Origin of the sequence: uncultured Brachyspira sp., from assembly GCF_944390595.1 — a bacterium.
GTDB lineage: Bacteria > Spirochaetota > Brachyspiria > Brachyspirales > Brachyspiraceae > Brachyspira.
In genome coordinates this window covers 18,145-44,666 of sequence record NZ_CALXRN010000032.1, presented here as the reverse complement: position 1 = coordinate 44,666, position 26,522 = coordinate 18,145, and the positions used below count along the sequence as shown (strand labels likewise).

The 26,522-nt window shown below is 27.3% G+C and carries 25 protein-coding genes and 2 pseudogenes; 8 read left to right on the top strand and 19 right to left on the bottom strand.

Annotation, left to right across the window (positions count from 1 at the left end; all coding sequences use genetic code 11):
- The 5 genes and pseudogenes from Q0J90_RS01895 to Q0J90_RS01875 form a co-directional block, all read right to left on the bottom strand.
- Positions 1 to 283: pseudogene (locus tag Q0J90_RS01895) on the bottom strand (immunity 51 family protein); the annotation flags it as partial.
- A 577-nt stretch (positions 284 to 860) separates the two neighbouring features.
- Positions 861 to 984, bottom strand: a pseudogene (locus tag Q0J90_RS01890) (PD-(D/E)XK nuclease family transposase); the annotation flags it as partial.
- 92 nt (positions 985 to 1,076) lie between these two features.
- A complete protein-coding gene (locus Q0J90_RS01885; protein WP_297276296.1) occupies positions 1,077 to 1,394 on the bottom strand; it encodes a hypothetical protein in 318 nt (105 codons plus the stop codon).
- Complete coding sequence (locus Q0J90_RS01880) at positions 1,391 to 1,681, bottom strand: hypothetical protein (RefSeq protein WP_297276295.1); 291 nt, start codon at positions 1,679 to 1,681, stop codon at positions 1,391 to 1,393. The genes Q0J90_RS01885 and Q0J90_RS01880 overlap by 4 nt, the downstream gene beginning before the upstream one ends.
- A gap of 69 nt (positions 1,682 to 1,750) precedes the next feature.
- Positions 1,751 to 2,488 carry a 1-acyl-sn-glycerol-3-phosphate acyltransferase gene (locus Q0J90_RS01875; protein ID WP_297276294.1) on the bottom strand — a complete coding sequence of 246 codons (738 nt, stop codon included), beginning with the start codon at positions 2,486 to 2,488 and terminating at the stop codon, positions 1,751 to 1,753.
- Between the two features lie 105 nt (positions 2,489 to 2,593).
- Here Q0J90_RS01875 and Q0J90_RS01870 point away from each other — a divergent pair, with 105 nt between their 5' ends.
- On the top strand, positions 2,594 to 3,481 hold the full coding sequence (locus tag Q0J90_RS01870; RefSeq protein WP_297276293.1) for an NAD(+)/NADH kinase: 888 nt from the start codon (positions 2,594 to 2,596) through the stop codon (positions 3,479 to 3,481).
- Positions 3,481 to 5,202 carry a DNA repair protein RecN gene (gene recN, locus Q0J90_RS01865; protein ID WP_297276292.1) on the top strand — a complete coding sequence of 574 codons (1,722 nt, stop codon included), beginning with the start codon at positions 3,481 to 3,483 and terminating at the stop codon, positions 5,200 to 5,202. Before Q0J90_RS01870 ends, recN begins: the two co-directional genes overlap by 1 nt.
- Positions 5,203 to 5,252: 50 nt before the next feature.
- Here recN and thrB read toward each other — a convergent pair whose 3' ends face one another.
- Both thrB and thrC read right to left on the bottom strand, forming a co-directional pair.
- On the bottom strand, positions 5,253 to 6,218 hold the full coding sequence (thrB, locus tag Q0J90_RS01860; protein WP_297276291.1) for a homoserine kinase: 966 nt from the start codon (positions 6,216 to 6,218) through the stop codon (positions 5,253 to 5,255).
- 2 nt (positions 6,219 to 6,220) lie between these two features.
- The gene (gene thrC, locus Q0J90_RS01855; RefSeq protein ID WP_297276290.1) at positions 6,221 to 7,276 is read right to left on the bottom strand and encodes a threonine synthase; all 1,056 of its coding nucleotides are present in this window, start codon (positions 7,274 to 7,276) and stop codon (positions 6,221 to 6,223) included.
- A 222-nt stretch (positions 7,277 to 7,498) separates the two neighbouring features.
- Here thrC and Q0J90_RS01850 point away from each other — a divergent pair, with 222 nt between their 5' ends.
- From Q0J90_RS01850 to Q0J90_RS01835, 4 genes are all read left to right on the top strand, one after another.
- Complete coding sequence (locus Q0J90_RS01850; protein ID WP_297276289.1) at positions 7,499 to 7,999, top strand: DUF2147 domain-containing protein; 501 nt, start codon at positions 7,499 to 7,501, stop codon at positions 7,997 to 7,999.
- A gap of 86 nt (positions 8,000 to 8,085) precedes the next feature.
- Positions 8,086 to 8,616, top strand: coding sequence for an HdeD family acid-resistance protein (locus Q0J90_RS01845; protein ID WP_297276288.1), 531 nt, complete (start codon positions 8,086 to 8,088; stop codon positions 8,614 to 8,616).
- 72 nt (positions 8,617 to 8,688) lie between these two features.
- Positions 8,689 to 8,901 (top strand): (2Fe-2S)-binding protein, encoded by a 213-nt coding sequence (locus tag Q0J90_RS01840; protein WP_028329055.1) that lies wholly within the window; start codon positions 8,689 to 8,691, stop codon positions 8,899 to 8,901.
- Positions 8,894 to 9,058, top strand: a complete 165-nt coding sequence (locus Q0J90_RS01835) for a (2Fe-2S)-binding protein (RefSeq protein ID WP_297276287.1) — start codon at positions 8,894 to 8,896, stop codon at positions 9,056 to 9,058. The genes Q0J90_RS01840 and Q0J90_RS01835 overlap by 8 nt, the downstream gene beginning before the upstream one ends.
- A gap of 63 nt (positions 9,059 to 9,121) precedes the next feature.
- Here Q0J90_RS01835 and Q0J90_RS01830 read toward each other — a convergent pair whose 3' ends face one another.
- From Q0J90_RS01830 to Q0J90_RS01810, 5 genes are all read right to left on the bottom strand, one after another.
- Entirely contained in the window at positions 9,122 to 10,039 is a 918-nt protein-coding gene (locus Q0J90_RS01830; RefSeq protein ID WP_297276286.1) for a transketolase family protein, read from the bottom strand.
- A gap of 27 nt (positions 10,040 to 10,066) precedes the next feature.
- Entirely contained in the window at positions 10,067 to 10,864 is a 798-nt protein-coding gene (locus Q0J90_RS01825) for a transketolase (protein ID WP_297276285.1), read from the bottom strand.
- Between the two features lie 90 nt (positions 10,865 to 10,954).
- Positions 10,955 to 12,307, bottom strand: coding sequence for a TldD/PmbA family protein (locus Q0J90_RS01820; RefSeq protein ID WP_297276284.1), 1,353 nt, complete (start codon positions 12,305 to 12,307; stop codon positions 10,955 to 10,957).
- A gap of 2 nt (positions 12,308 to 12,309) precedes the next feature.
- On the bottom strand, positions 12,310 to 13,698 hold the full coding sequence (locus tag Q0J90_RS01815) for a TldD/PmbA family protein (protein ID WP_297276283.1): 1,389 nt from the start codon (positions 13,696 to 13,698) through the stop codon (positions 12,310 to 12,312).
- 11 nt (positions 13,699 to 13,709) lie between these two features.
- Complete coding sequence (locus tag Q0J90_RS01810) at positions 13,710 to 14,201, bottom strand: pyridoxamine 5'-phosphate oxidase family protein (RefSeq protein WP_297276282.1); 492 nt, start codon at positions 14,199 to 14,201, stop codon at positions 13,710 to 13,712.
- Between the two features lie 157 nt (positions 14,202 to 14,358).
- Here Q0J90_RS01810 and Q0J90_RS01805 point away from each other — a divergent pair, with 157 nt between their 5' ends.
- Both Q0J90_RS01805 and Q0J90_RS01800 read left to right on the top strand, forming a co-directional pair.
- Positions 14,359 to 14,754, top strand: a complete 396-nt coding sequence (locus tag Q0J90_RS01805; RefSeq protein WP_297276281.1) for a secondary thiamine-phosphate synthase enzyme YjbQ — start codon at positions 14,359 to 14,361, stop codon at positions 14,752 to 14,754.
- A 305-nt stretch (positions 14,755 to 15,059) separates the two neighbouring features.
- Positions 15,060 to 16,067 (top strand): aldose epimerase family protein, encoded by a 1,008-nt coding sequence (locus Q0J90_RS01800; RefSeq protein ID WP_297276280.1) that lies wholly within the window; start codon positions 15,060 to 15,062, stop codon positions 16,065 to 16,067.
- A gap of 11 nt (positions 16,068 to 16,078) precedes the next feature.
- On the opposite strand, the gene Q0J90_RS01795 is transcribed toward Q0J90_RS01800, so the two are convergent.
- From Q0J90_RS01795 to Q0J90_RS01765, 7 genes are all read right to left on the bottom strand, one after another.
- Entirely contained in the window at positions 16,079 to 16,762 is a 684-nt protein-coding gene (locus Q0J90_RS01795) for a hypothetical protein (protein WP_297276279.1), read from the bottom strand.
- Between the two features lie 17 nt (positions 16,763 to 16,779).
- Positions 16,780 to 17,481, bottom strand: coding sequence for a hypothetical protein (locus Q0J90_RS01790; protein ID WP_297276278.1), 702 nt, complete (start codon positions 17,479 to 17,481; stop codon positions 16,780 to 16,782).
- A 41-nt stretch (positions 17,482 to 17,522) separates the two neighbouring features.
- A complete protein-coding gene (locus Q0J90_RS01785) occupies positions 17,523 to 18,680 on the bottom strand; it encodes a hypothetical protein (RefSeq protein ID WP_297276277.1) in 1,158 nt (385 codons plus the stop codon).
- A 2-nt stretch (positions 18,681 to 18,682) separates the two neighbouring features.
- A complete protein-coding gene (locus Q0J90_RS01780) occupies positions 18,683 to 20,569 on the bottom strand; it encodes a hypothetical protein (RefSeq protein WP_297276276.1) in 1,887 nt (628 codons plus the stop codon).
- 67 nt (positions 20,570 to 20,636) lie between these two features.
- Positions 20,637 to 21,746: an ABC transporter ATP-binding protein gene (locus Q0J90_RS01775; protein ID WP_297276275.1), complete on the bottom strand. Its 1,110-nt coding sequence runs from the start codon at positions 21,744 to 21,746 to the stop codon at positions 20,637 to 20,639.
- 61 nt (positions 21,747 to 21,807) lie between these two features.
- Entirely contained in the window at positions 21,808 to 22,821 is a 1,014-nt protein-coding gene (locus tag Q0J90_RS01770; RefSeq protein ID WP_297276274.1) for a PTS transporter subunit EIIB, read from the bottom strand.
- A 185-nt stretch (positions 22,822 to 23,006) separates the two neighbouring features.
- A complete protein-coding gene (locus Q0J90_RS01765) occupies positions 23,007 to 26,510 on the bottom strand; it encodes a DNA translocase FtsK (protein WP_297276273.1) in 3,504 nt (1,167 codons plus the stop codon).
- Between the last annotated feature and the right edge of the window lie 12 nt (positions 26,511 to 26,522).

Genomic DNA, 26,522 nt, shown 5'->3' with positions numbered 1-26,522 from the left:
AAAATAAATCGCTTATAAGTTTATCATCTTCGCATGCATCTTTAAATAACAAAGCAAATTTCTTTAATGCTTCAATATTACTACTATAAGCACAGAACATACTTGCCTCAGAATCAAAATCAATAATGCCTTTTAACTCTGGCACTTTTTCTTCTAAAAATACTATAGCCAAAGACTGCCAATCATACCCTCCGCCTTCAAAACCTTCATCTTCTCTTTCTTCAAATATTTCTGTTTTATATTCTCCAATATTTAGGCAAAGAGAAGCACTATTTTTATGTTCTACAAAAAAGAATGGTTATATTTGTTTTTCAAAATCATTATTCATTGTTATTTCCTTTTAATTAAATTATAGTTAATTATTATAAAAATGTAAAAAACAACTTTTAACCCCTAGTTAAATTTTAAACAAGTTTAGAGTTTAGAGTTTAGAGTTTAGAGTTTAGAGTTTAGAGTTTAGAGTTTAGAGTTTAGAGTTTCTCTCAAATCTGTTTTTATATTATATCATAAAAAATATATTTTGTCAAATATAAAGTTAAAATTATATAATATTCATTTTGTTATTATCACTTTTCTATTTCCTGTATACTTAAACCTGTTATTTAGAGATTGTATTAAAATCTACTTTATCTTTTTTATAATTTTTCCATTATAGTTTTTCTTTTACTAAATCTAACATAATAACATCCTACAAGCTGTAGCATCAACCGGCACCTTATTTCAAAATATTATAGATAGTCTTTTATATGTGTGGCTGACTACATTACATTACAACATAAATTTATTTTATTACTAATTAAAAATATTATAAGTATAATATCAATTAATACTAATTACAGAGTTAAAGCATCATATTTTTATCCGTGCTTTAATAATTTACTATAATTAGAAGCCCAATAACATAATATACGTTCTGGAAATCTTGAATTACATTAAAGCTGAATTTCTATTATAACTACTATTCTGTGTAATGCATTTAACATCTGGAGTCTGAGAATATAAAAGAATATTAAATAAGAATAATATAATAAATATATATTTAAAATTATTTATAGTCAAGTTATTTTTTAGCTAGATTATAAAGTGGGAGCATGATATCCTTTATAATTACCATTAGGATGACGCATGCATTTTGCAGAAGTTAATTGTTTTAATGTTTTATATTTATTACCGCAATATTTACATGTATACTCATCTTTTTCGCTTCCCTCATAAAGTTTATGCTTTCCTTTATAATTACCATTAGGATGACGCATACAGTTTTGAGATGTTAATATTTTGACAGAATTAAATCTATTGCCGCAATATTCGCAGTAAAAATTCTCCTGAGATTTTGGCACTAAACTTACAGTAAAACAAAAAAATATAAAAGTTATTATGTATAATTTTCTCATTTTTTATTATCCGAAAGTAAATCTTTATATTTAGAATCTTTAAACTCTATATATGGTTTTGAACTTAACATGTGAATGGCTGTTATAAGAGAATAACTAATACAAGCCTTTTTATCTGTAGGCTTTGATGATGAAGATTCATTTTTTTTAAGAAGCTCATTTAAAGAATCTGATATATCATCAATATGTTCTTCAAAAAAATCTTCGCATTCATCGCAGGTATCCATAGTAGCCTGACCTTGTACTTCCTCTATTTGTTTGCCGCACCAAACACATTTTACAGACATTTATTTTACCTCATATAATTTAATAGCTAATATTATACAGATAATTTTAACTTTGTAAATACCTATTAATTACTTTTCAGACTTTAACTCATTGTAATTTTTTGACATTACATCATACCAATAATCTAACTTGGCATTATCATCGCCTTCTATATCTTTAAAATAAAAAGGCTTCAAAAATCTAATTGTTATTTTTCTAAACGGAGAAACTTTCAAGCTTCTAGCCTTCATAATATTTCTAGTACCGCATATAACAACCGGAAGCACAGGAATATCAGGACATCTCTCTGCTATCTTTAATATTCCCCTTTTAGTTTTTTTTATTTCCCCGCTATCGCTTCTAGTTCCTTCAGGGTATATAATAATGCTTGTATTTGATTTAAGCCTTTCTTCCATATCATCTATTGACTTAGCCGCTCCTACAGTACCTCTTTTCACAAATATATAATTAGCAAGAGACATTCCTTTCCCTATAAATGGAACCTTTCCATAAGTATCTTTTGAAACAAAAGCATAAGATTTTCTAAATATTGTAAAACAGCAGAATATATCAAATGAGCTTTGATGATTAGGTGTTAATAAATAAGTTTTGTTAGGATCATAATTTTCTTTTCCTTCTATTTTGAAAGACGCTAAAGTTAAACGCATTATTATGCTTCCCCAAAGCTTAGCTATAGAATGAACATAATTTATAGCTGATACTCTGCTGAATATTCTAACAAATGGATAAAATAAAAATAATACTAAAACACATATCAATGTAAAGGTAATAGATATTAAAAAATAAAATATACTAAATAAAATCATATTGACAGTTTAATACAAAATTAAAAAATTATCAATATATACCTTGATATATTAATGAGTGTTTGTTATAATTATACTTTATTTTTAATGATAGATTAATTTATTATGGAAAGTAATATAAAAAACAACAAAAAAAATAAAAATACTGTTGGGATCATCGTTAATAAAATGAGAGGCGACCCCAATATCATAGTAGCAAATATAAAAAAAATATTAGAAAAGCATAATATAAAAGATATAGTTGTAGATTATGATATATCCACATATTATAATATCATTAAAGCAATAAAACAATTAAAAGATGTATCAATGCTTATATCAATAGGCGGAGACGGAACTTTATTATCTGCATTAAAAATAGCTATAAAATATGATATATCAGTTCTTCCTATATATAACGGAACATTAGGATTTATATCAGAAATTCCTCCGGATGAAGCATACCTTATATTAGAGGAATACTTTGATAATAGAAAAACATTATATGAAATAGAACCGAGAACATTATTATCAGTTAGAATATCTTCAACTAAAAGTTCAAAAGTAAAAGAATATTTTGCTGTTAATGAATTAGTTTTAAGCAAATGCGGCGGAAGAGCAATTTATATAAACATTAAAATATCCGGCAAAATGATATCATCTATTGTAGGAGACGGGGTCGTAATAGCTACGCCTACAGGTTCTACTGCTTATGCTTTAAGTGCAGGAGGCCCTATACTAGCACCTACTATTGATGCTATTTCATTTGTACCAGTAGCTCCTCATTCACTAACATTCAGACCTTTAGTAATACCTAAAGGCGACAGCATACAATTAGAATTAGCCAGCAATTCATTAAAAGCTATGATTACTATAGACGGATATGAAGTATGTAAATTTGATAATAATAATATTGTAAAAGCAGAAGTCAGCAATAGAAGCTGCTATATATTCCAAAGTGCCAATAGATTATTTTATGATATACTTCGTAATAAACTTAATTGGGGTAGATAATGCTCAAATATCTTGAAATAAGAAATTTTGTACTAATAGATAAATTGAAAATTAATTTTAATAATGGATTTAATGTATTAACTGGAGAAACAGGTGCAGGAAAAAGTATAATTATTAGTGCATTAGAACTTATAACAGGAGAAAAAGGTTCTACTAGAATGGTTGGAGCAAATGGTGACAGATTAATAGTTACAGGATGTTTCAGTCTGCAGTCATCATCAAACATAGTAAAATCAAAATTAAAAGAATGGAATATAGAAATAAATAATGATGAGCTTAATATAAAAAGAGAAATAACAAAAGACGGAAAAAGTAAATCATTCATAAATAATGTTGGAGTAAAAGTTGCAGAATTAAAAGAACTTGGGGATTTAATAGTTGATATACATGGACAGCATGAACATCAGTCATTGTTTAATCCTATTAATCATTTAAATTTTTATGACAGCTATTTAAATATTGATGATAAACTAGAAAATTATAAAGAGCATTACAATAAATTAGTAAAACTTATAAAGCAGTACAATGAAATATTGCAAAATAAAAATACAATCCTAAAAGAAAAATCTTTTTTGGAATATGCCATAGATGAAATAGAGAATGCAAAATTAAAGCCAAATGAAGATGAAGATATAAAAAATGATATAACTATGATGTCAAATGCTGAAAGTATAGCATCTTCATTATCTTCTATTAACAAAGATATATTCGGAAGCGAATCCGGAGCATATATAAAACTTACTAGAAGCATATCAGCATTGCAGGCTGTATCAAAATATGATAACAGACTTTCTGATATGGCTTCTCAAATAGAAGGCATAACATTAAATCTTGAAGATATAAAAAGCGTATTGACAGAAATAAGAGCAAAAACTAAATTCGATCCTGAAGAAATGCAGTCTTTAAATGAGAGGCTTTTCTTTATAAATACATTAAAGAAAAAATACGGCTCAAATATAAAAGACATTATAAATTATGCAAAAGAAGCCAAAGAAAAATTGGAGTCATTAAATTTCTCTGAAGATGATATTCAAAATCTCAAAAATGAAATTGAATCATTAAGAGAAAAAACTTCGCAATTTGCAAAAGAAATTTCTGAAATAAGACATAATAGAAAAGACGAATTTATAAAAGCTATAGAAAATGAAATGAATGATTTAGGAATGTCATCCACAAAATTTGATGTAGAAATAACACTTGATGAAGACGATGACGGAATACTTGTTATAGACGGCTCACATGTTAAAGCCTCTTCCAGCGGTATAGATAATATAGAATTTATCATAGCACCAAATAAACAAAGTATGTTCCAGCCTTTAAGAAAAATAGCTTCAGGCGGTGAAATATCAAGAATAATGCTTTCATTAAAAAGTGTATTATCAATAGGAGATTACTGCGAAACATGCGTATTCGATGAAATTGATGTTGGAGTCGGAGGAAGAATAGCTGAGGTAATAGGAGAAAAGATAGCATCGCTTTCAAAAAGAAAACAGGTTTTAAGTGTTACACATTTAGCACAGATTGCAATATACGCCAATAATCATTTTAAAGTTACAAAAAATGAAGGAGAAGATATAGTAACTTCAACAATTGAAGAACTTGATGATTCTATGCGTGTTAAAGAAATAGCTAGAATGATTACAGGTAAAGAAATTACAGAAGCAAGCATTAAACATGCTGAAGAGTTATTAGAACATGCCAAAAAATCTATAATATCATAACTATAAAAAACATGCTGATAAAAAATACCAGCATGTTACAAAATAAAAATTTATTTTATTAAAATACCTTTCACAGGAATATTTAGAACTTTTATTTCAGAATCTATTTTCTTTTTAGAGAAACTATTTTTCATGGATTCGGAAACTTTTTTAATTATTTTCTCATCATTTTTTACCAATGCAAGTATTGAAGAACCGGCACCGCTGATTGTAACAGAATAAGCTCCGGAATCTTTTGCCTGTTTGAATAAATCTTTAAGCCCAGGTATAAATTTAGCCCTATAATCCTGATGCAGTTTATCATCTGTTGCCACTTCAAGCAAATCAAGTCTGTTTGAAGATAAAGCCGATGTTAAAAGTGCCGCTCTTGAAATATTGAATATGGCATCTTTAAAACTTATTTCTTTAGGCAATGCATTTCTAGCAATTTCAGTACTTAAATGAAAATTTGGAATAGCTACTATTGCTTTTAAATTTTTAGGCGGATTAATTTTAACATATTTGAAATCTTCATTTTTACGTACAACTCCGGATATTATTCCTCCAAGTATGGCAGGAGATACATTATCCGGATGTCCCTCCAATTGAACAGACATATTTAATATATCATCTTCTATAGAAAGCTTATTGCCAAGTATATAATTAGCAGAAAGAAGTCCTCCTATTATAGCAGCAGAACTGCTTCCAAGCCCGCGTGAGAGAGGTATTCTATTTACACATTTTATTATATATCCTTTATCCGGCTTTGCTTTTAATCTTTTATATACCAATTTCATGGCATCAAGTATCATATTGTCATCTTTTGATATTTCATTTTCACCTTCTCCGCTGATTTCAAACTCTATCTTTTTAGAATTTTCATTAGAATAAATATGTATTTCATTGTACAAATCTAAAGCAAGTCCTACACTATCAAAACCAGAACCAATATTAGCAGAAGTAGCAGGTATTTTGAAAGTTACTAATTTTTTATTCATTACAGTTTTATTATTTTTAACTTTTTTAACATTATTCATAATTATATTCCTATAGCATTCCTTATTTCTTCTATATTGTTATCAACTTTTATAGGAGCATTACAAACTTTAATAGCATTATCGGGATCTTTAAGTCCGTTTCCTGTAAGTACAGAAACTACAGTATCTCCTTTATTTAATTTACCGGCTTTATAAGTTTTAATTATACCAGCTAATGAAGCAGCAGAAGCAGGTTCAGCAAATATACCCTCTTCTCTTGTAAGCATTTTATAAGCCTCTAATATTTCATCATCAGTAACAGAATCTATAAAACCATTTGATTCATTTGCAGCATTAACAGCCAATTTCCAGCTGGCAGGATTTCCTATTTTTATAGCAGTAGCAATAGTTTGAGGATTTTCTATTACCCTATTTTGCACTATAGCAGCAGAGCCTTCAGCCTCAAAACCTATCATCTTTGGTAAATTAGATGACTTGCCGTTTTCTTTATACTCTTTAAAACCCATCCAATATGCAGATATATTTCCAGCATTTCCTACAGGTATAACCAAATAATCAGGTGCTTTTCCTAAAGTATCGCAAATTTCAAAAGCAGAAGTTTTCTGTCCTTGAAGTCTGAAAGGATTAATAGAGTTTACCAAAGTTATAGGATATTTATTTGTAATTTCAATAACAGCTTTTAATGCCTCATCAAAGTTGCCTTTAATAGCTATAACCTTAGCACCATACATTAAAGCCTGTGCCAATTTTCCCAAAGCAATATTTCCGTCTGGTATAATTACGATACATTGAATACCGCTTCTAGCAGCATAGGCAGCAGCAGATGCAGAAGTATTTCCAGTAGAAGCACACATTATAGCCTTAGAACCTTCTTCAAGTGCTTTAGCAACAGCCATAACCATGCCTCTGTCTTTAAATGAGCCTGTAGGATTAAGCCCGTCATATTTAAAATATAACTCTATTCCTCCAAGTTCTTTTCCTATTTTTTCAGCTTTTATTAAAGGGGTGTTTCCTTCATGCAAACTAATCAAAGGGGTTTTATCTGTAATAGGCAAATACTCTTTGTATTCTCTTAAAAGTCCATTCCATGCTTTCATAATATTATCCTCTTTTTGTTAATAAACAAATTATTATAAATAGTATCCGTATAGAATATAGTATAAAGAATAATTTTTCAATACTTTTATATTTATAGAAAAAGTTTTTTATAATTAAAAAACTTAAAAAATGTTATATCATAATTTTTTATAATCAAAATAATTTATATAAAATTGACAATAATATTTAAAGTGTTAAAATAAATATAGAGAGATTTTAATATGAAAAAAAATATATTACTTATAATAATTATTTTCACATTTTTAACAAATCTGATTTATGCTTATAATTCAAAGGATGCTGAAGGTTTTTGGTTAATGCCAGCTAAACCAAAAGGCAGAATGGAAGTAGTAAAAATAATAGTCATTAACAATAATCTTTATGCATACGCTGTAAAATTACATGATGATGTAAAAAATGATTTAGATATACATAATCCAAATAAATCATTGAGAGATAAAAAACTTATAGGATTAATATTTATATATGATATAGTATTTGAAAATGGAAAATGGCAAACAGGAAAAATATATCATACAGATCAAGGAAGCACATTTTATGCTAATATAAGTTTATCAGAAGATAAGAATACTTTATTTCTTAAAGCATCACTAGATAAATCCGGAGTTGTAGGTGCTACTGTAAAATGGACTAGACTTCCTAATAAATACAATGATGTCCCTAGAAATCAATTACGTACTATAGACGGTAAATCTTTATAATCACTGCCGAAATTAGCAAATATTAATATTGTTTTTTTTGAATAATTTATTATTATTTATACAAATATTTTTAAAGGATTTATTTTATGGGAAAATTAGGAAGAGTATTATGGCTGATATTTGGCATATTATTAATAATATCAGGAATTGCTACAATGTTTAATCCGGCAGAAACCATATTAGTATTGGCATATACTATAGGATTTTTAACTCTATTTTCCGGAATTAGCGCCATAGTTTATTTTTTCAGTATAAGACATGCATCAGGTTCAAGTTTAATTTTATTAGATGGTATAATATCTACTATATGCGGTATCATTATAATTTCTAATCTTGCTATAAGCGGTGCATTTATACCTTATATGGTAGCATTTTTTGTAATAGTAAGAGGAGTTGTATCTATATCATCTTCTATAGAATTAAAGAAGCACGGATATAATCAATGGAGATTTGCTATGTTAAGCGGTATACTTACTTTAATAGTTGGTATAATATTAACTTTCAACCCTATTTTAGGTGCTATTTATGTAAGTGTTGTACTTGGATTATGTTTAATACTTTATGGAATTATAACACTTCAATTATGGTTTGCGTATGGAAAATTTTTTAAAATATAATATTATTGATTTTATTTTTCATTTTGTTAAAATTAATGAATGTTTTTCATACTAATATTTGGGGAGAAAATTATGTTACAAAAAAATGCCAATAGTACTTTATGCTTTTGCAAAAATATAAAGTACAAAGATGTGGTAAATGCCATCAAAAAAAAGGATTTAAAAACTCTTGAAGAGGTTATGCATACCACCAAAGCAGGTATTACATGCTGGAGCTGCAGAGGTGATATAAAGGATCTATTAGAAGAATATAATAAAACAGGTGATATAGATATCAATGAATAATAAGTTTATATGTCAATGTAAAGAACTATCATTGGAAGAGATAGAAATGCTTAAAAAAGAATACGGCATCAATACCTTAAAAGAACTAGTGAAAAAAACAAAAGCAGGAACAGCATGCGGAGGATGCCGAAACAAACTAAAAGAGATTTTTAAATAAAATTTGATGTAAAAAAGGAATAGGTTTTCAAAATCCTATTCCTTTAATATTTACAAATAATATTTATTTTATAGCATCATACAAAGAAGCAGCATTTAATTTATATTTATTCATAAGTTCATCAACTGTACCTGATTCACCGAATGTATCTTTTATGCCAAGTCTTATTAATTTGCTAGGATATTCATCAGTTAGTACCTCAGATATAGCAGAACCAAGTCCTCCTATAATAGAATGCTCTTCTACACTTATTAACTTTTTATGTTTTTTAGCCATTTCAACAATAATATCTCTATCTATTGGTTTAATTGTATGAATATTAACAACAGTAACAGATATACCGTCTTTTTCATCCATTTCAGCAGCTGCTAAAGCTTCAGGAACAACTATACCGCAAGCAAATATACATACATCCTTACCTTCTCTCAATACATTGGCCTTACCAATTTTAAAAGGAGTATCATTATTAGTAATAATATTTGTAGCAGGTCTTGCCATTCTTAAATAACAAGGACCATCAAATTCAGCAGCAGCAAACACAGCCTTTTCAGCCTCAACCGCATCGCATGGAACAATTACAGTCATATTTGGTATAGAACGCATAATAGATATATCTTCTATAGATTGATGACTTGCTCCGTCCTCTCCTACAGATATACCAGCATGAGTAACAGCTACTTTAACATTTAACTTAGGATAACATATAGAGTTTCTAATTATTTCAAAAGCCCTGCCTGCTCCAAACATAGCAAAAGTAGAAGCAAAAGGTATTTTACCATCTATAGCAAATCCAGCAGCAGCTCCCATAATATTTTGTTCTGCTATTCCCATGTTAAAAAATCTTTCCGGAAAAGCAGCTTTGAAAGTTTTTGTCATAGTAGAACCAGATAAATCTCCATCTAAAACTACTACATTTTTATTTATTTCGCCAAGACGTTTTAAAGCCTCGCCGTAAGCATTTCTTATTGCCTTTTTTTCCATAGTACTTATTCCTCAATTTTTAATTATTTAGTCAAGTCTATTTAACTCTTCCATAGCTTTTTCATACTCTTCTTTATTAGGAGCTTTTCCATGCCAGCCTACAGCATTTTCCATAAATGAAACTCCTTTACCTTTAACAGTTTTAGCCATAACGCATTTAGGTTTACCAGATACCTTTTTCTTAAATACCTCTTCAAGTTCAGCCTCATTATGTCCATCAACAATAAATGTCTCAAAACCAAATGCTTTCATTTTGCCCTCTAAATCTCCCAAACTCATAACCTCATCATTTTTTCCGTCTATCTGTAAACCATTCCAGTCTATTATAAGAGTATAATTATCCAATTTATAATTGGCTGCTGCCATAGCCGATTCCCAAAAAGTACCTTCCTGTGCCTCGCCATCTCCAGCAATAGCAAATATTTTACCATCTTTCTTATCAAGCTTATATCCTAAAGCAATTCCTAAAGCTATACAAACTCCTTGACCAAGAGAACCTGTAGAAGCCTCAACTCCTTCCAAATGCTTTTTATCAGGATGTCCTTGAAGTTTTGAACCTAATTTTCTATAAGTCATAAGTTCATCAGTTGAAAAATATCCCCTATGTGCCAATGTAGAATAAAGTACAGCTGAGGCATGCCCTTTAGACATTATAAGTATATCCCTTCCTTCCATTTTAGGATTCTTAGGGTCTATATTCATAATCTTAAAGTATAGTGTATGCATTATCTCTACCAATGATAAAGAACCGCCTATATGCCCTGAATTAGCATTATAAACCATACTTACTATATCTTTTCTTATTTGAGTATTTAAAGAAGACATAATAATTCCTTATAAAATAAATTTTACGCAAATAATGATACTACAAAATTACAATATTGTCAAATATGTATTTATTATATAATAATATCTTTATGAAGCAAATGATAATTCTCTAATTAAAGCACTTGGTGTATAAATAGATGAATGATTATAATCTGTATCATCTGCAAGCATTTCTACATTACTTAAAAAATCTAATATATTACCAGACACTATAAAAGGACTTGCAGTATATGAAAGCTTGCCATTTTCTATTTTTACTCCTTCTGCCTGTAAAGAAAAATCTCCGCTTACAGAGTTAACTCCGGAATGCGTTCCAGTAAGTGAATTCACTAATATTCCATCTTTAATCTGAGAAATAAGTTCTTCCTGAGTATTCTTGCCATTTTCTAAAATGAAATTATGACATGATATTCCTATTGATGATTTAAAACTCCTTGAAGCATGAGAGGTTGTTTTTCTATTATCTTTTTTTGCTGTATAATTATTGTATAAATAACTGTTTAATATTCCATTTGTTATTATATTTAAATCTTTTGTAGCAGAACCTTCTCCGTCAAAATGAGTATTAGCTAAACCCTTATCGAATACTGGTATATCTTTAATATTTATTATATCACTTGCTATTTTTTGATTCAATTTCCCTTGAAGAAGAGATAACTTTTTCTGTACAGCTTCTGATGAAAAAAGTCCCAAATATGCTGCTATAATAGTTCTCATTGCCTTGCTTGTAAATACTGTTTGATACTTTCCGCTTGATATGGGCTTAGCACTTAATTTGCTTACTGCATTATCAACAATATTTTTAGCAAAAGAATCCGTATCAAAGACAGCATCCGCTGATGAATAAATATCAAAAAAAGTTTTTATAGTATCTGCATCCTTAGCTATTACCTCAGCATAATACATTATACTATTTTTATTCTCTTCTTTGCATACCCCATTACTATTAATTATACATTTATCAAAACTATATCTGGCTAATCCTGCTGACGGAACATTAACTATTCTTTTATCCAATGAATATAATTTATCCTCTATTGACAAAGATATGTTTTTTAACTCATCGCTTGATAAATTAACTATATCTTTATTTATCATATCATAACTTTTTTCATTATCTTCATCTTTTTCTATTAATACATTAAAATCAGGCTCGGAAGATGCATAAGTTAAAGAGTTTTTGGCATTACTAACAAGATTTTCAATAGATTCTTTAGAATTAATTTTTTCTGTAAAACTTATTCCAACTTTTCCATTATCTATAAGTCTCAATCCAATTCCTCCAGATTCAGCAAATGTATATTTATCTAAATCTCTTTCCCTTACAGTAAATTCTTCTTCTGCACTTTTAGACATATAAATTTCTATTTTATCAATACCATTAGCTTTATTTTTAACAGAATCATAAATTTCTTTTAATCTATCCATACTATCAGACATTATTATCTGCCTCCTACTGTTAGTTCTTTTACTCTTAAAGCGGGCTGTCCCACAGTAGTAGGTACAGAGCCGGACACACTTCCGCATATACCATCTGCTAATTCCAAATTAGATGATACAGCTTCAATATTCATAAGTGTTTCATCTCCGCGTCCTATAAGCGTAGCCCCTCTTACAGGTTCTGTAATCTTTCCATTTTCTATTAAATATCCTTCGGAAACAGCAAAGTTATAATCAGTAGTGGCAGGATCAACGGAACCTCCTCCCATTTTTTTAGCATAAAGTCCGTACTCTATACCGGAAATTAAATCTTCAAAACTTGAATTTCCTTTATCTATAAATGTGTTTCTCATTCTTGATGTAGGAGGATATTTATAACTTTCTCTTCTTGCACTTCCTGTAATATTTTGATTCATTTTCATAGAACCAAGCTCATCAACTAAATAACTTTTTAATATACCATTCTCTATTAAAACAGTTCTTTGTGCATCATTACCTTCATCATCAATATTATAACTTCCCCAAGCATTTTTTATCGTTCCGTCATCAATAGCAGTAACAGCATCTGAAGCTATTTTCTCACCTAATTTATTGCAAAATACACTTGCATTATCAGCAACAGCCGTAGCCTCTAAAGCATGTCCGCAAGCCTCATGGAATATTACACCTCCGAATGCATTATCTATTACTACCGGATATTTTCCTGATTTCGGATATTTAGAATTAAGCATTTTAATTGCAGATTCAGCTGTTTCTTTAGCCATATTTTCTAAATTAATATCTTTTATTACTTGATATCCGTCTAAAGCACCTTTAGTTCTGCTTGCTGTTTGAGTATTAGCACCATCAGAAGCCATTGACATCATAACAAGTCTAACGTAAATTTGAGAATCTTCTCTCAAAATACCCTTGCTTGTACATACTAAAATATTTCTTTGTTTTTCATTATAACGTACACTTACCTGTTTGATTTTATCAGAAACTCCTCTGGCTGTTTTATCCAAATATGAAAGAACATCTATTTTTTCATCAAATTTAATAGAAAACGGATCTATATGCAAAGGATGATTATTATTTTCTTTAGATTCAATAAAATCATTAACTATATATTTTTTATTATTTACAACGGAAGCTGCACTCTTAGCCAAATTAATTAAACTATCATTGCTTGTATCATTAGAATATAAATATATTGTTTTTTTATCTGATATAACTCTTAAACCAACTCCATAATTAATACCTAAATTCATATCATCTACTTTTGAATCTAAATAACTTACTGAATTAATTTTAGTATCTTCAAAAAATAGATCAGCATATTCTCCCCCATTTTTCAAAGCCTCTTGTAAAACAGTATACAAAAAATTTTTGTCAAAATTAAAATATTTCATTAATACTCCTATTATTTTTTACTATTAACCAATTCTATAGCCTCTTTTCCTGTCATATACTCTATACAAAGTTCAATCATACATAATGCATTGTATTCTCTGTCTATAGCATAATCTCTATTTTCCTTTTTATCATAAGGATGATACTTTATAGAAAGTTTTTCAATAGCCTCTCTCTTTTTATCTTCATCCTCAATTATAAAAACCTTACCAAAAGCAATAACACTTCTATAATAAGTTGTATATTCTTCCGGTTTAATATCATCTTTTTCTATGACGCAAAATGATGCCTTATTATTATTTCTTATAGCATTCAATTTATAACCATTTCTTGCAGAATGAAAAACTATTCTATTATCATAATAAGCATAACTCAATGGTACAGCATAAGGATAATTATCATCTCCTAAAATAGCTAATACTCCTGATGTACATTTTTCTAATATTGCTATAGTTTCTTCATTTGATAAAAGCTGTTTTTTTCTTCTCATTTCTCTAAACATAAAAATAATTCCTAATTATTAATATAAAACATATATATTGTTAGAATAATAAAATATTATAAATTATATATTTTATAAAAAAATAATCAATTGACAATCATTTTATTATCATATAGTATTAATAGTATTAAATATATAAAGAATAAAAGGAAAGTAAATGTATACTATTAATGTAAAAACAAAATCAAGATTTGATATAGTTGATATTACCGATGAAGTTCAAAAATGTGTAAATGAAGAAAAAATACAAAGCGGCATAGCTGTAATATTTGTACCTCATACAACAGCAGCTGTAGGTATAAATGAAAATGCTGATCCTGATGTAGTTTTTGATATGAAGAATGCTTTTAATAAATTAGTACCGCAGCATGATAATTATGAACATTCAGAAGGTAATTCTCAAGCCCATGTTTTATCATCTTTAGTATCTCCAAGTTTGACTCTAATAATAGAAAATTCAAAAATTGTATTAGGTACTTGGCAGGATATATATTTTTTTGAATTTGATGGTGCTAGAAATAGAAAGGTGCATATTCAAATAATTGGTAAATAAATAGCGAGGAAAGAATCTCCTCGCTATCTGTTCAGGGATAAATCTATTATATTAAATGCCGATCAATTACTGTTTAATTTTTTTACTTTTAAAAAATTTTTCTTTTATAAAATTACTAATTGAACTAATTAGCTCTATTATTAATCACATAATACCTCCTTCATCTATATATTAATAGTATATACAAAATATCGCAATTGTCAACATACCCACGCTATGTATTAGAAAAATATTTATTTTTTTATATATAAAAAAATAAAAAAATAGTATATAATTGATATATAAATTACTTTAAGGATATAGATATGTTCAAATCTAAAAAAGAAGATTTTGGAAAAAATTCATTTGTATATACTTTAGAAAATGATAATGGTTTAAAAGTAAAATTAGCGGAAGTTGGTGCCTCTATAACTGGAATTTTCTTTAAAAATAAAGATAACAAAGAAATCGAAGTTGCATTTGGTTCTGATGATATAGAATTTTATACTGATAAAGCAAAAAATGGACATATGGGAGCTACTGTTGGAAGAGTTGCAGGACGTACAATGAATTCAAAATTTAAAATAGACGATATAGAGTATAATATTACACCAAATAAATCTCCTGACCATACGCATGGAGGTGTTAATGGACTTTCCTATGTAATATATAATTCAATACAAAAGAAAGATAATGAAGTATTGTTTTCTTACATTTCAAAAGACGGAGAAGAAGGATATCCTGGAAATGTTAATCTAATAGTAAAATACACTATAACTGAACAAAATGAATTAATAATAGACTATATAGCTACTACAGATAAGCCCACTCCTTTAAATATTATGAATCATTCATATTTTAATTTAAATGGAGGAGGAAAAATAAATGATCATGAAATATTTATAGATGCAAAATATTATTTAGGAGATGATGAAAATGGTATAACATCCGGTGAAATATTAAAAACTAAAAATACTTCTTATGATTTTACATCAGCAAAAAAAATGGATGAAATAATAAAACTTAAAAATGGCTGCGATAATTGCTTCATTTTTGATGATAATGATATAAATAAAAAGAGAGTTAAAGTAATATCAAGAAGCAGCTCAATAAGTTTAGAAATGTTTACTACAATGCCTTCTGTATTATTCTACACCGCTAATTATTTAAATGACATGAAAGTAAGAAATCAAGTACTTAATAAGCATGAGGCATTTTGTTTGGAAGCCCAATATTTTTCATGTTCTTTAAACTTTAATCATTTTCCAAGTATTATATTATATCCAGACAGAGAATTCAATCATAGAACAATATACAAATTTGGATTAATTTAATAAAAATAAAATTATTTTATAAAATACATGCCAAATTGGAATCCTATATCAAATGAAGCTAAAGAATCTTGATTAATAGTAAAATCTTTTAATATTCCATTTTTATCTATATCTATAGGAAAATCATAATTAGCATATACTCCAAATGACATCATAAATTTGCCCTTAGTTTTTATTAAAAAGTCCATTGATACTTTTACATAAGGTATATAACAAGTTTCAAAAGAATCTTTTATATCCCCAAAATCTAAACGGTATTTATTAGAATCTTCTCTTCCTTTAGAACTATAAGTCATTGATATAGGTAATTTTATTCCGCCTCCCACTCCTATAGAGAAAAATCCTATATTAAGTCTTGGAAATAATCCGAATGAAAAACTGCTGAAGTTATAATTTTCAACAACTCTTTTTCCTTCTATATTATATTTTATTTGATATCTATCCTTATTATATCCTATATCGAATAAAAAAGCACTTGATAAAGTATCATCATAACCCCAAAATATACCAGGCTGAAAAGAGAAAGAATTATCAAAATCCCTAAAATCTGAAGTAAATACTTTACTCCTCTCTGTTGTAGCACTGCTTGCACCTAAACGTCCTACAAATCCAGCAATAAAATCTGCAGCGTACAAATTGTTAATTGATAATACAAAAAATAAAACAAAAAATAATGAAAAAAACTTGTTTTTCATAATTTATTACCCCTAGTTTATTTATTAAAATCAATATTTATATAATATCCGAATTGAATACCTATATCCAAAGCACTTAGAGAATTATTATTAATAATTGTATCACTTATGTAGTTATTATGCTGAAAATGCAAAGGGAAATCATAATTAGCGTACACTCCAATCATCCAATAGTTAAATATACTAAAATCAATAGAAAATCTTACATAAGGTATAACAGCACTCTCAAATATATCGCTCAAATCTCCGAAACTAAATCTATAAAATCTGTATTTATTATATGAATCTAATTTATATGTAGCAGAACCAGGTATCTTAACTCCTCCTCCTGCCCCTAAAGATATAAAACTAAAATTAAATCTAGCATATCCTCCTATAAGGAAACTATCAAACTGATAATTTTCTGTTGCTCTTTTTCCATTTATAGTGTATCTTAAATCATAAGAATCATGATAATATCCTAAATCAAGAAGAACAGAAAAAGACATTGATGATGAGTTTATAGGCTGATTTACCCCTATGGAAAATGCAAATCCGGAATCAAAGTCTCTAAAACCTGAAGGAAAAACTTTTGATGCATTTGTATTAGCTCCGCTTAATGCAAATTGGCTTATAAAGCCTACCGCTAGATTTGCTGCTTTCAAATTATGAAAAGGAATAATTAATATAAAAAAAGTTATAAATAATACTTTTAGTTTTAATTTCATCATTGCTTCCATTTATGTACCCTTATATAGTATAATATAAAGATATTATAAAGTCAATATGATAATAACATTATTAAAAATATAATATATAAATAATTATAAAAAAATATAAATTTAGTACATCTTTTCATAATGGTAAATGCTATATTATATATAAAATTAATAATCATTATAATGTTCAAAATATTAAAAAATATATTAGAAAATCTCCCAATACATTCTTTAAAACAAAATATGGAAAATAAACAGCCTATTATATTTGAAATAATATATATAATAAAATAAGCTTTATTGTTTTCTTTATCTATTCTAAATAGAAATATATTAAGTAAAAAAATTACAGAAAATATAAAATAACCTAACAATAAAAAAGCCGAATGATTATCATTCATAAAGTAATATATAATCATAAAAATTGATATAATACTTAAAAATAATGTTAATACCCTAGAAACACTAACTGATAATTTCGTATTAATCATTTTATTATAAATAACATAAGAAAAATATATCACAGAAGTTTTTAAAATTATAAAAATAGAAATGATTATTTTCAATTTTTTCATATTATCATTAATAAAAAATCTTATAAGCCTTCTTATTTCTATTTTTCCATTAAAATAAAAAAATGCAAATATTGAAAGCATTATCAAAGAAATAATAAAAAATATTAAAAAAGACCATATAATCATTTCAGCAATCATAGTATAAAAACCGTACAAAGTGTGCATTTTTTTTATATTATATCTTATGTACGCCATACCGGATATAAAAAGCATAATAAAATTAGCTGATACTATATGTATTATTAATTTAATAAAAGAATTTAAATCATCAAATGGGTATGTTAATATATTATAATCAAGTTTATACAAATAAAAAGCAGTCAAAAATATCAATACAAATGATATTAATATTGATTTAATACTAATTGGATTAAGTACAAAAAGAAAAATAAATATAAAAAAAGTTAAAGGTATTAAAAAAGAAAACAATATTCTGATATAAAATACAAAATTTTCTTTAACAATATTTTCTAATGATGATAAATCTGTATTATAATTTAAATTTGGAATATTAATATTAAATAAAGATATTATATATATAAGAGATATAATCACTATAAAACTAATACCTATAATAATATTAAAATTTCTAACTATATTTTTATAAGCAATAGTATTGGTATTATTTACATCTATATTATTCACGATTAATTATCTATACCCAATATATTAATCATTTCATTTTCTATCTGCATTATATCGGAACTATCTTTAATCTGAGAATATTTATCCTCTAAAGCTTTATCATCTTTATCAGCATTAGATTTTTCAAGTTCTTGATAATAAAGTTTATCTGCTATTCTCAAAGTTTTATCTGATATTACAGCCTTTTCATAATTATTTGCTAAATGAAGCATATCGAAACCAGCATCAGTTTTCAAAAGTCCGTCAAGCATATCTTCTTTCCATAATGATTTCGGTTTAAACTTATAAGTCTTATATGCAAACTCATCTACATTAACAACACCATTTTCAGAAAATATATCCTGAGCCATATTGGCATACATATCAATAAGAAGTATTTTATTTTTTCCATTCTCCTCATATAATCTTTGAGAAGTATTTAATCCTTGTCTGCTGCTGCCATTTAAAGATTTTCCTAATACGCTTTCCAAATCCAATTCTAAATTATCTTTCAAAAGTACGGTATATGATGCTGTACCTCCTCTTCCTCCTGAATGTTCATAAGTACCTGTAAGCATTATTTCTTCTTTACCATCATTATTTATATCGCATAAGAAAAAGTTTGGGTAATATATAGGGAAATATAATATATCATATAAATATTCAGCGTATTCATCTCTGTTAAATTTTCCATTAGATATAAACTTTGAATTAGTAACAAAATCTTTTAAATCATTTGTTTTTATCATAGTTATATTAGCTGAATTTAATTTTTGATCATCTCCCAATCTAAAATTAAATGTTTCTTCTGTATCATAAGATGCATATCTTGTATTTCCAATATACATAGGATTAAAACAATATACCTCTTTTAATTTATCTTCATAAACAGCATAAACAAAAGTATTCTTATTAAACTCTAAAAAATATAAATCTGATAATTCATCGTACTTTTCTTTAGGAGATGAATTTTCAAGATTATAAAAATCTTTATAGTTAGATGATCTGTTTCTTGGAATATAAGTTTTTACGTATCTATTCATTATATTAGTATTAACAGTATCATTTATAACACCAATATATGAAATATGAGCAGTACCTTCATAAATTATAGAAGCAAGATTATAATTATTCTCATTATAAACATCTAAATAACCTGCTGTTTTATATATATATTTTAGAAAATTCTTTTCATAAGCATCAGCAATTAATTGTTCAGCTTTTAAATCTTCCGGTGCCTCTATTATATAATTAATTAAATTCATTTTATTAGAATAAACTTCATTTATATTATCATGTTCATTAACTATTCCGACCATCATATCAATATTGGTACCGCCTGATTTTTTCCACTCTTTTAAATAATTCTGAATATCTGAAAAATAATATAATGAATCTGTAGCCATATGAGATAAAAATAAAGCAAAATAAATATCAGCATCTTTATTTTTAATAGTTAAAAGTAAATCTCTTGCCTTTTTCAAAGCTAAATTTCTCTCAACATATATATATTCGGAAGCATAATATGAAGAAAAATCATCCCCGTACAAATCTAATCCATCTATTTTAGCTTCATATTGATTATGATATGCATTAGATATAAAATCTATTGAATATTTTTTTATATCATTATCGCCGACAAGTTTTCTATTAAGAAAATCTTTATTTTTATTTAGAATGTTGCTGTAAGATTCATCATAATAATAATTAGTAAGTGCATTACTGAAATTATTTTTATCTCCTCTAACAGCTTTATAAACATATTTCATATCAAAAAAGTATGTATATTTCTTTTTTCCATTATTTAAACTTAAATTTTCTTTTTCAGAATCATTAGCAGCATTTTTGCATCCATGAAAAACCAATACCAAAATAACGATAGAAACTATACAAAATACTTTTTTAAACATAGTAACCCCAATAAAATGTTTGTACTATTATATATATAAAATACTTTTTTACAAGTATAGATAATTTTTATATTAAAATGTTTTCTTCTGTATCTTTATCAAAAATATGAATCTTATTTAAATCAAATTCAATAAAAACATGCTGTTCTCTTTGATAATCATCAGAACTATTTGTACGTATGATTATTTGAGAATTTCCAAATTTCATATATAAGTAACTTTCAGAGCCTATCATCTCTATAACATCGATAACACCTTCCATCATATTTGATGAAGATGCTAAAGAGTTATCTTTACATAAAGTAATATTTTCAGGTCTTATTCCTAATATAACTTCTTTTCCATTATATGAATTATCTAATTTAGATATTTTATCATTATTCAATTCTATTTTATATCCCTCAAAATTTGCATGCCACTTATCATTATTTTTATTTAATAAAGCATTAATAAAATTCATTTGAGGTGCACCTATAAATCCTGCTACAAATAAGTTCTTCGGGTTATTATAAAGAGTTTTAGCATCATCAGCCTGCATTATATCTCCGTCTTTCATAACAACAATTCTAGTACCCATTGTCATAGCTTCAATTTGATCATGCGTAACATATACAAAAGTAGTTTGAAGCTGCTTATGAAGCTTAATTAATTCTGTACGCATTTGAACTCTTAATTTAGCATCAAGATTGGATAAAGGCTCATCCAATAAAAATACTGACGGATTTCTTACCATAGCTCTTCCTAAAGCCACTCTTTGACGCTGGCCTCCGGATAATGCTTTAGGTTTTCTGCTTAATAAATGAGATATATCAAGAACTTTAGCAGCCCATTCAACACGTTTCTTTATCTCTTCTTTCGGCGTTTTTCTAAGCTCCAAACCAAAAGCCATATTTTTAAATACAGACATATGGGGATATAAAGCATAATTTTGAAAAACCATAGCTATATCCCTATCCTTAGGTGCCGTATCATTTACTAATTTATCACCTATATAAAGCCTGCCGTCTGTTATATCTTCAAGTCCTGCTATCATACGCAAAGTTGTGGATTTACCGCATCCTGAAGGACCTACCAATATTACAAACTCTTTATCCTCTATATATAAATTGAAATCTTTAACAACTTCAACATTATTATCATATACCTTTCTAATATGTTCAAATTTAATGCTTGACATAACTTCCTTCTTTATATTGTAATTAGTTTATTAAAATATGATAGGTATATTAATTTTTAAATCATATAACAAATTTTTTAAACTCATCCGCTAGCAAATTAGCATCGGTGCCAACAACTATATGTACTTCATTATTATTAATTTTCTCTAAAGCAGGATAATATTTTTTTATCTCTTCTGTATTTACTTTATCTGCATCTTTTACTTGTAATCTCAATCTAGTAGCACAATAACCAACTTTTGTAATGTTATCAATACCTCCAACCAAAGGAAGAATCAATGAAGTTTTAATGCTTTGACTTTCTAATAACTTTTTCAATTCCTCAGCAAGAAAATCAGCCTTTGTACCAACAACTACATGCACTTCTTTATCATTAATCTTTTGTACAACAGGATAATATTTTTTTATCTCATCTGCATTTACTTTATCAGCATCTTTTACTTCTAATCTTAATCTAGTAGCACAATAACCAACTTTTGTAATATTATCAATACCGCCTAATAAAGGAAGAATCAATAATGCTTTATTAAAATCAGATGTATTATTTGAAACTAAATTCTTTAATTCCTCAGCAAGAAAATCAGCCTTTGTACCAACAATTATATGTACTTCTTTATCATCAATCTTTTGTACCGCAGGATAATATTTTTTTATTTCTTCTGTATTTATTTTATTAACATCTTTTAATTGTAATCTTAATCTAGTAGCACAATTGTTTATCTCTATAATATTTTCTCTTCCGCCAATTAATGGAATAAGTATTAATGCTCTATTACAAGGGCTGTCATCTGAATCTACAATCTTTCTTAATAATTCTGCGATAATACTTGCATTAGTACCAACAACTATATGCACTTCTTTATCATCAATTTTTTGTACTGCAGGATAATATTTTTTTATTTCTTCTGTATTTATTTTATTAACATCTTTCAATACTAATCTTAACCTAGTAGCACAATTGTTTATTTTTACAATATTTTCTCTTCCGCCGATTAACGGTATTAAAAAACTCACTTCTTCTTCATTAGAATGACCATCTGTTTTTTCTTTTTTATTAAATAAATTAAATAACATTATTAAACCTCATAATTTTTATAACGCTATAATACTAACACAATATTAATTTTTTTCTAGTTTAAATAAAAAATAATTTTATTTGAAGTAAATAATATAAAAGACAAGAGAATTAATTACTTAACTCTCCTGTCTTTTGTAGATAGGTATAAACATATATATAAATTTGATAGTTTCTATATTAATTATTCATCTAAAGTTATTAAAACCTCTCTAGGCTTACTTCCATTCTCTGGTCCAACTATTCCTTGACGCTCCATTATCTCTACTATTCTTGCTGCTCTGTTATATCCTATTTTCAAGCGTCTTTGTAAGAATGAAGCACTTGCTTTACCGGTTCTAGCAACCAACTGAACTGCATCCTCCCAAAGCTCTTCATCAAGTATATCTTCTTCATCTGTATTTTTATCATCTGCATCGCTTCCCTCTAAAGCAGCAATTAAGCTCTCATCAAACATAGGAGACATTTGTCCGGATAAATAATCAACAACCTTTTTAACTTCATTATCAGAAACAAAAGCCCCCTGTACTCTGTCCGGCATTTGACTTCCGGAAGCACAGAATAAAGCATCTCCTTTACCTAATAACTGTTCAGCACCTGACATATCAATTATAATTCTTGAGTTTGTTTTGTTAGGTACTTGGAATGCTATTCTTGTTGGAAGATTGGCCTTAATAACTCCTGTAACAACATCGGCAGAAGGTCTTTGAGTAGCTATAATCAAATGTATACCAACTGCCCTACTCATACCAGCCAAACGTGATATTAAATCTTCTACCTCTTTTGAAGCAACAACCATCAAGTTATGAAGCTCGTCTATTACAAGAACTATATATGGAAATAATTCTAAAGGCTCTCCGTTAAATTCTGTTTCACCTTCTTTAAGTAATTGTCTTACCTTTTCATTATAGGTTTTAACATTTCTAACGAAGAATCTTTCCATTCTCTCATATCTCTTTTCCATTATATCTACAATATATCTTAATACTATAGTAGCTTTCTTCTCATCAGAAACTACAGGCGACATCAAATGAGGTATACCGTTATAAATAGAAAGCTCTACTCTCTTTTTATCAACAAATATAAATTTAAGTTCATCCGGTCTGAATTTATATAAAAGTGAAAGTATTATTGTAGATAAGCAAACACTTTTACCGGAACCTGTAGTACCAGCAACCAATAAGTGAGGAGCTTCTGACATATCGGATACAACATTATTTCCGTAAATACCTTTTCCAAGTACAAATGGTATATCAAGTTTAGATTGTCTAAAATCAGTACTCTCTAAAACATCTCTTAAGAAAACTGCATTTCTAACTTTATTAGGTATCTCTATTCCTATAACAGAACGGCCAGGTATAGGAGCAATTATCCTTACACTTTCAGATGCTAAAGCCAATGCAATATTATCTGTAAGGTTAGAAATTTTTGAAACTCTAATACCAGATGCAATTTCAAGTTCATATCTAGTAATAACAGGTCCTCTTGATACTCCTGTTACTTTTGCTTCAATATTAAAGTCTAATAAAGTATGCTCAAGCTGCATTGCTGTCTGTTTAATAGACTCCATCATAGCACCGTCATTTACAGGTATGGATCTATTCAATAAATCAAATGGAGGGTGCTTATAATGTTTATCAACATATTTAGTATCAAAATTAGATTGTATGCGTTCTGTATCCATATTTTTGATACTTTTAGTTCCAATTATAACTTTTTTAGGTTTTTGCAATGTATCAACAGTCTTTTGAGATTCCATATTTATGAAACCTGATGCTTCTTCTGCAGAATTATTTATTTCTTCTGTTTTTTTTGTTTCTTCTATATCCTTTACTTCTTCTATCTCTTTTACTTCTTCGCTTTTTTCTGCTGGCTCTATATTTTTTACTTCTTCTGATTCCTTTATGATTTCTGATTCATATCTTTCTGCATTTCTATCTATATTGGCAATGTTTTCTAATTTATTATGCTCTTGTAAATTATTCAAATATTCTGAATACATATCATCATCTATTATATAATTATCAGTTTCATAATTAATTCTAGTATCTTCAATATCCTCATCATTAGCATGATAAAGCTCTTCTTCATCTAAATCAAATTCATCTATTTTACTGTCAGTATAATGATTATAATTTGGTATATGATCTGCTCTGTTATATTCTCTTTTTGAAGCATAACCCATACCAAATTCAAAAGCTTCTCTCTTCTTTTTATTTATTTCAGGTGCTTTATTATATGCAGAAACATATTCTTCTTTTTTATTTTCTTCTATTATTTTTTCATCTTCATATAATTTATTATTTTTATTTAATTCGTATGATTCATTTATTATATATTGATTATCTTCTTCTTTCTCATCTTCTTTAGCTTCAGCAATTCTTTCAATTTCAAAACTTTCTTCTTCAGGATATTTATATTTTATATATTTTTCCCCTACATTATATTTTGCATAATTATCAACAGAGTCTTCATAGGCGGCTCTTTTAAAATCAGACTTTCTTAAATAATTTATATTATAATCAAGTTCCCCAATATACTCTTCTACATCTTCATTTTTTTTTTTATTTATAAAGTCATTATAATAATCTCTATAAAAATTGTCTTCCTTTTCCATAGAACTTTCATATACCTGCGTATTATAACTACTATTATGTACTCGTTCTCTTCCAAATACAGTTTCTGCTAAAGTTAATCCCAAATCTTCCTCTTTAGTTTCCATTATATTTACATTGATACCGGTAAAATGACTATTTTTTAAATTTGATACTATATTATCTATTTCTCTATTTTCTGAATCATTTTTATTAAAAAAATCATTCATAATACTGCTTTTTTTAGATAAATCTTCTCTATATTTCTTCTCATCAAAACCATAATAATTTAAATCTTTTTTTTCTATAAAAGGTGTAGTTTTAAACTCTAATTCGCTTACCTCTTTAGTATAAAATAAAGGCAAATAATCTTTTGTATAAAACTTTCCATCATTATTATTTTCTATATTATTGTTTTCTTTAGTTTTAGTATTTTTCATTTCTAAATCTTTTATTCCATTAACAACTTTTTTCTCTATATCTTTTATTTTTTCTAAATCAACATTTCTAATCATATTTCTAAAATAATTTACCAAATCCATTATAGAAACTTTAGTAAATACTATAGCAGTTATTAATAATGCTGATATAACTATCATAAAGGCACCTGTTTTCCCAAATATAGATACCAAAGAGCCTCCAATAAACTCTCCCATCATGCCGCCTTTATTATAGAAATCTAAATCTCCTAAAAATATATTCAATAATACACTAAGAAGTATCATTAATATAGATGATGACAATGCAGATATAAGCACCTTATCAGTAGAGTTTTTTAATATAATATTAACACCCGCATATATAAAAAATGCCGGTATTATATATGATGAAAAACCAAATGCTAAAAAAGAATAAGAAGATATATAAGCTCCGAATATTCCTAATAAATTTGTTATATCTTTTCCAGAGTTTAAATCCTCCATATTCATACTCAAATATGAAAGAAGAAGTATTCCAGCAAATAAGAGGCATAAAAAACCAACTATATCAAAAAATATATTTCTATTTTCATATTCTTCTTCAAAAGATTTATTTTCTGTTCCTTTTTCTTCAGCTCTTTTTTGTATTGCTAATTTTCTTTTAAATAATCCCATAATAAAACTCCA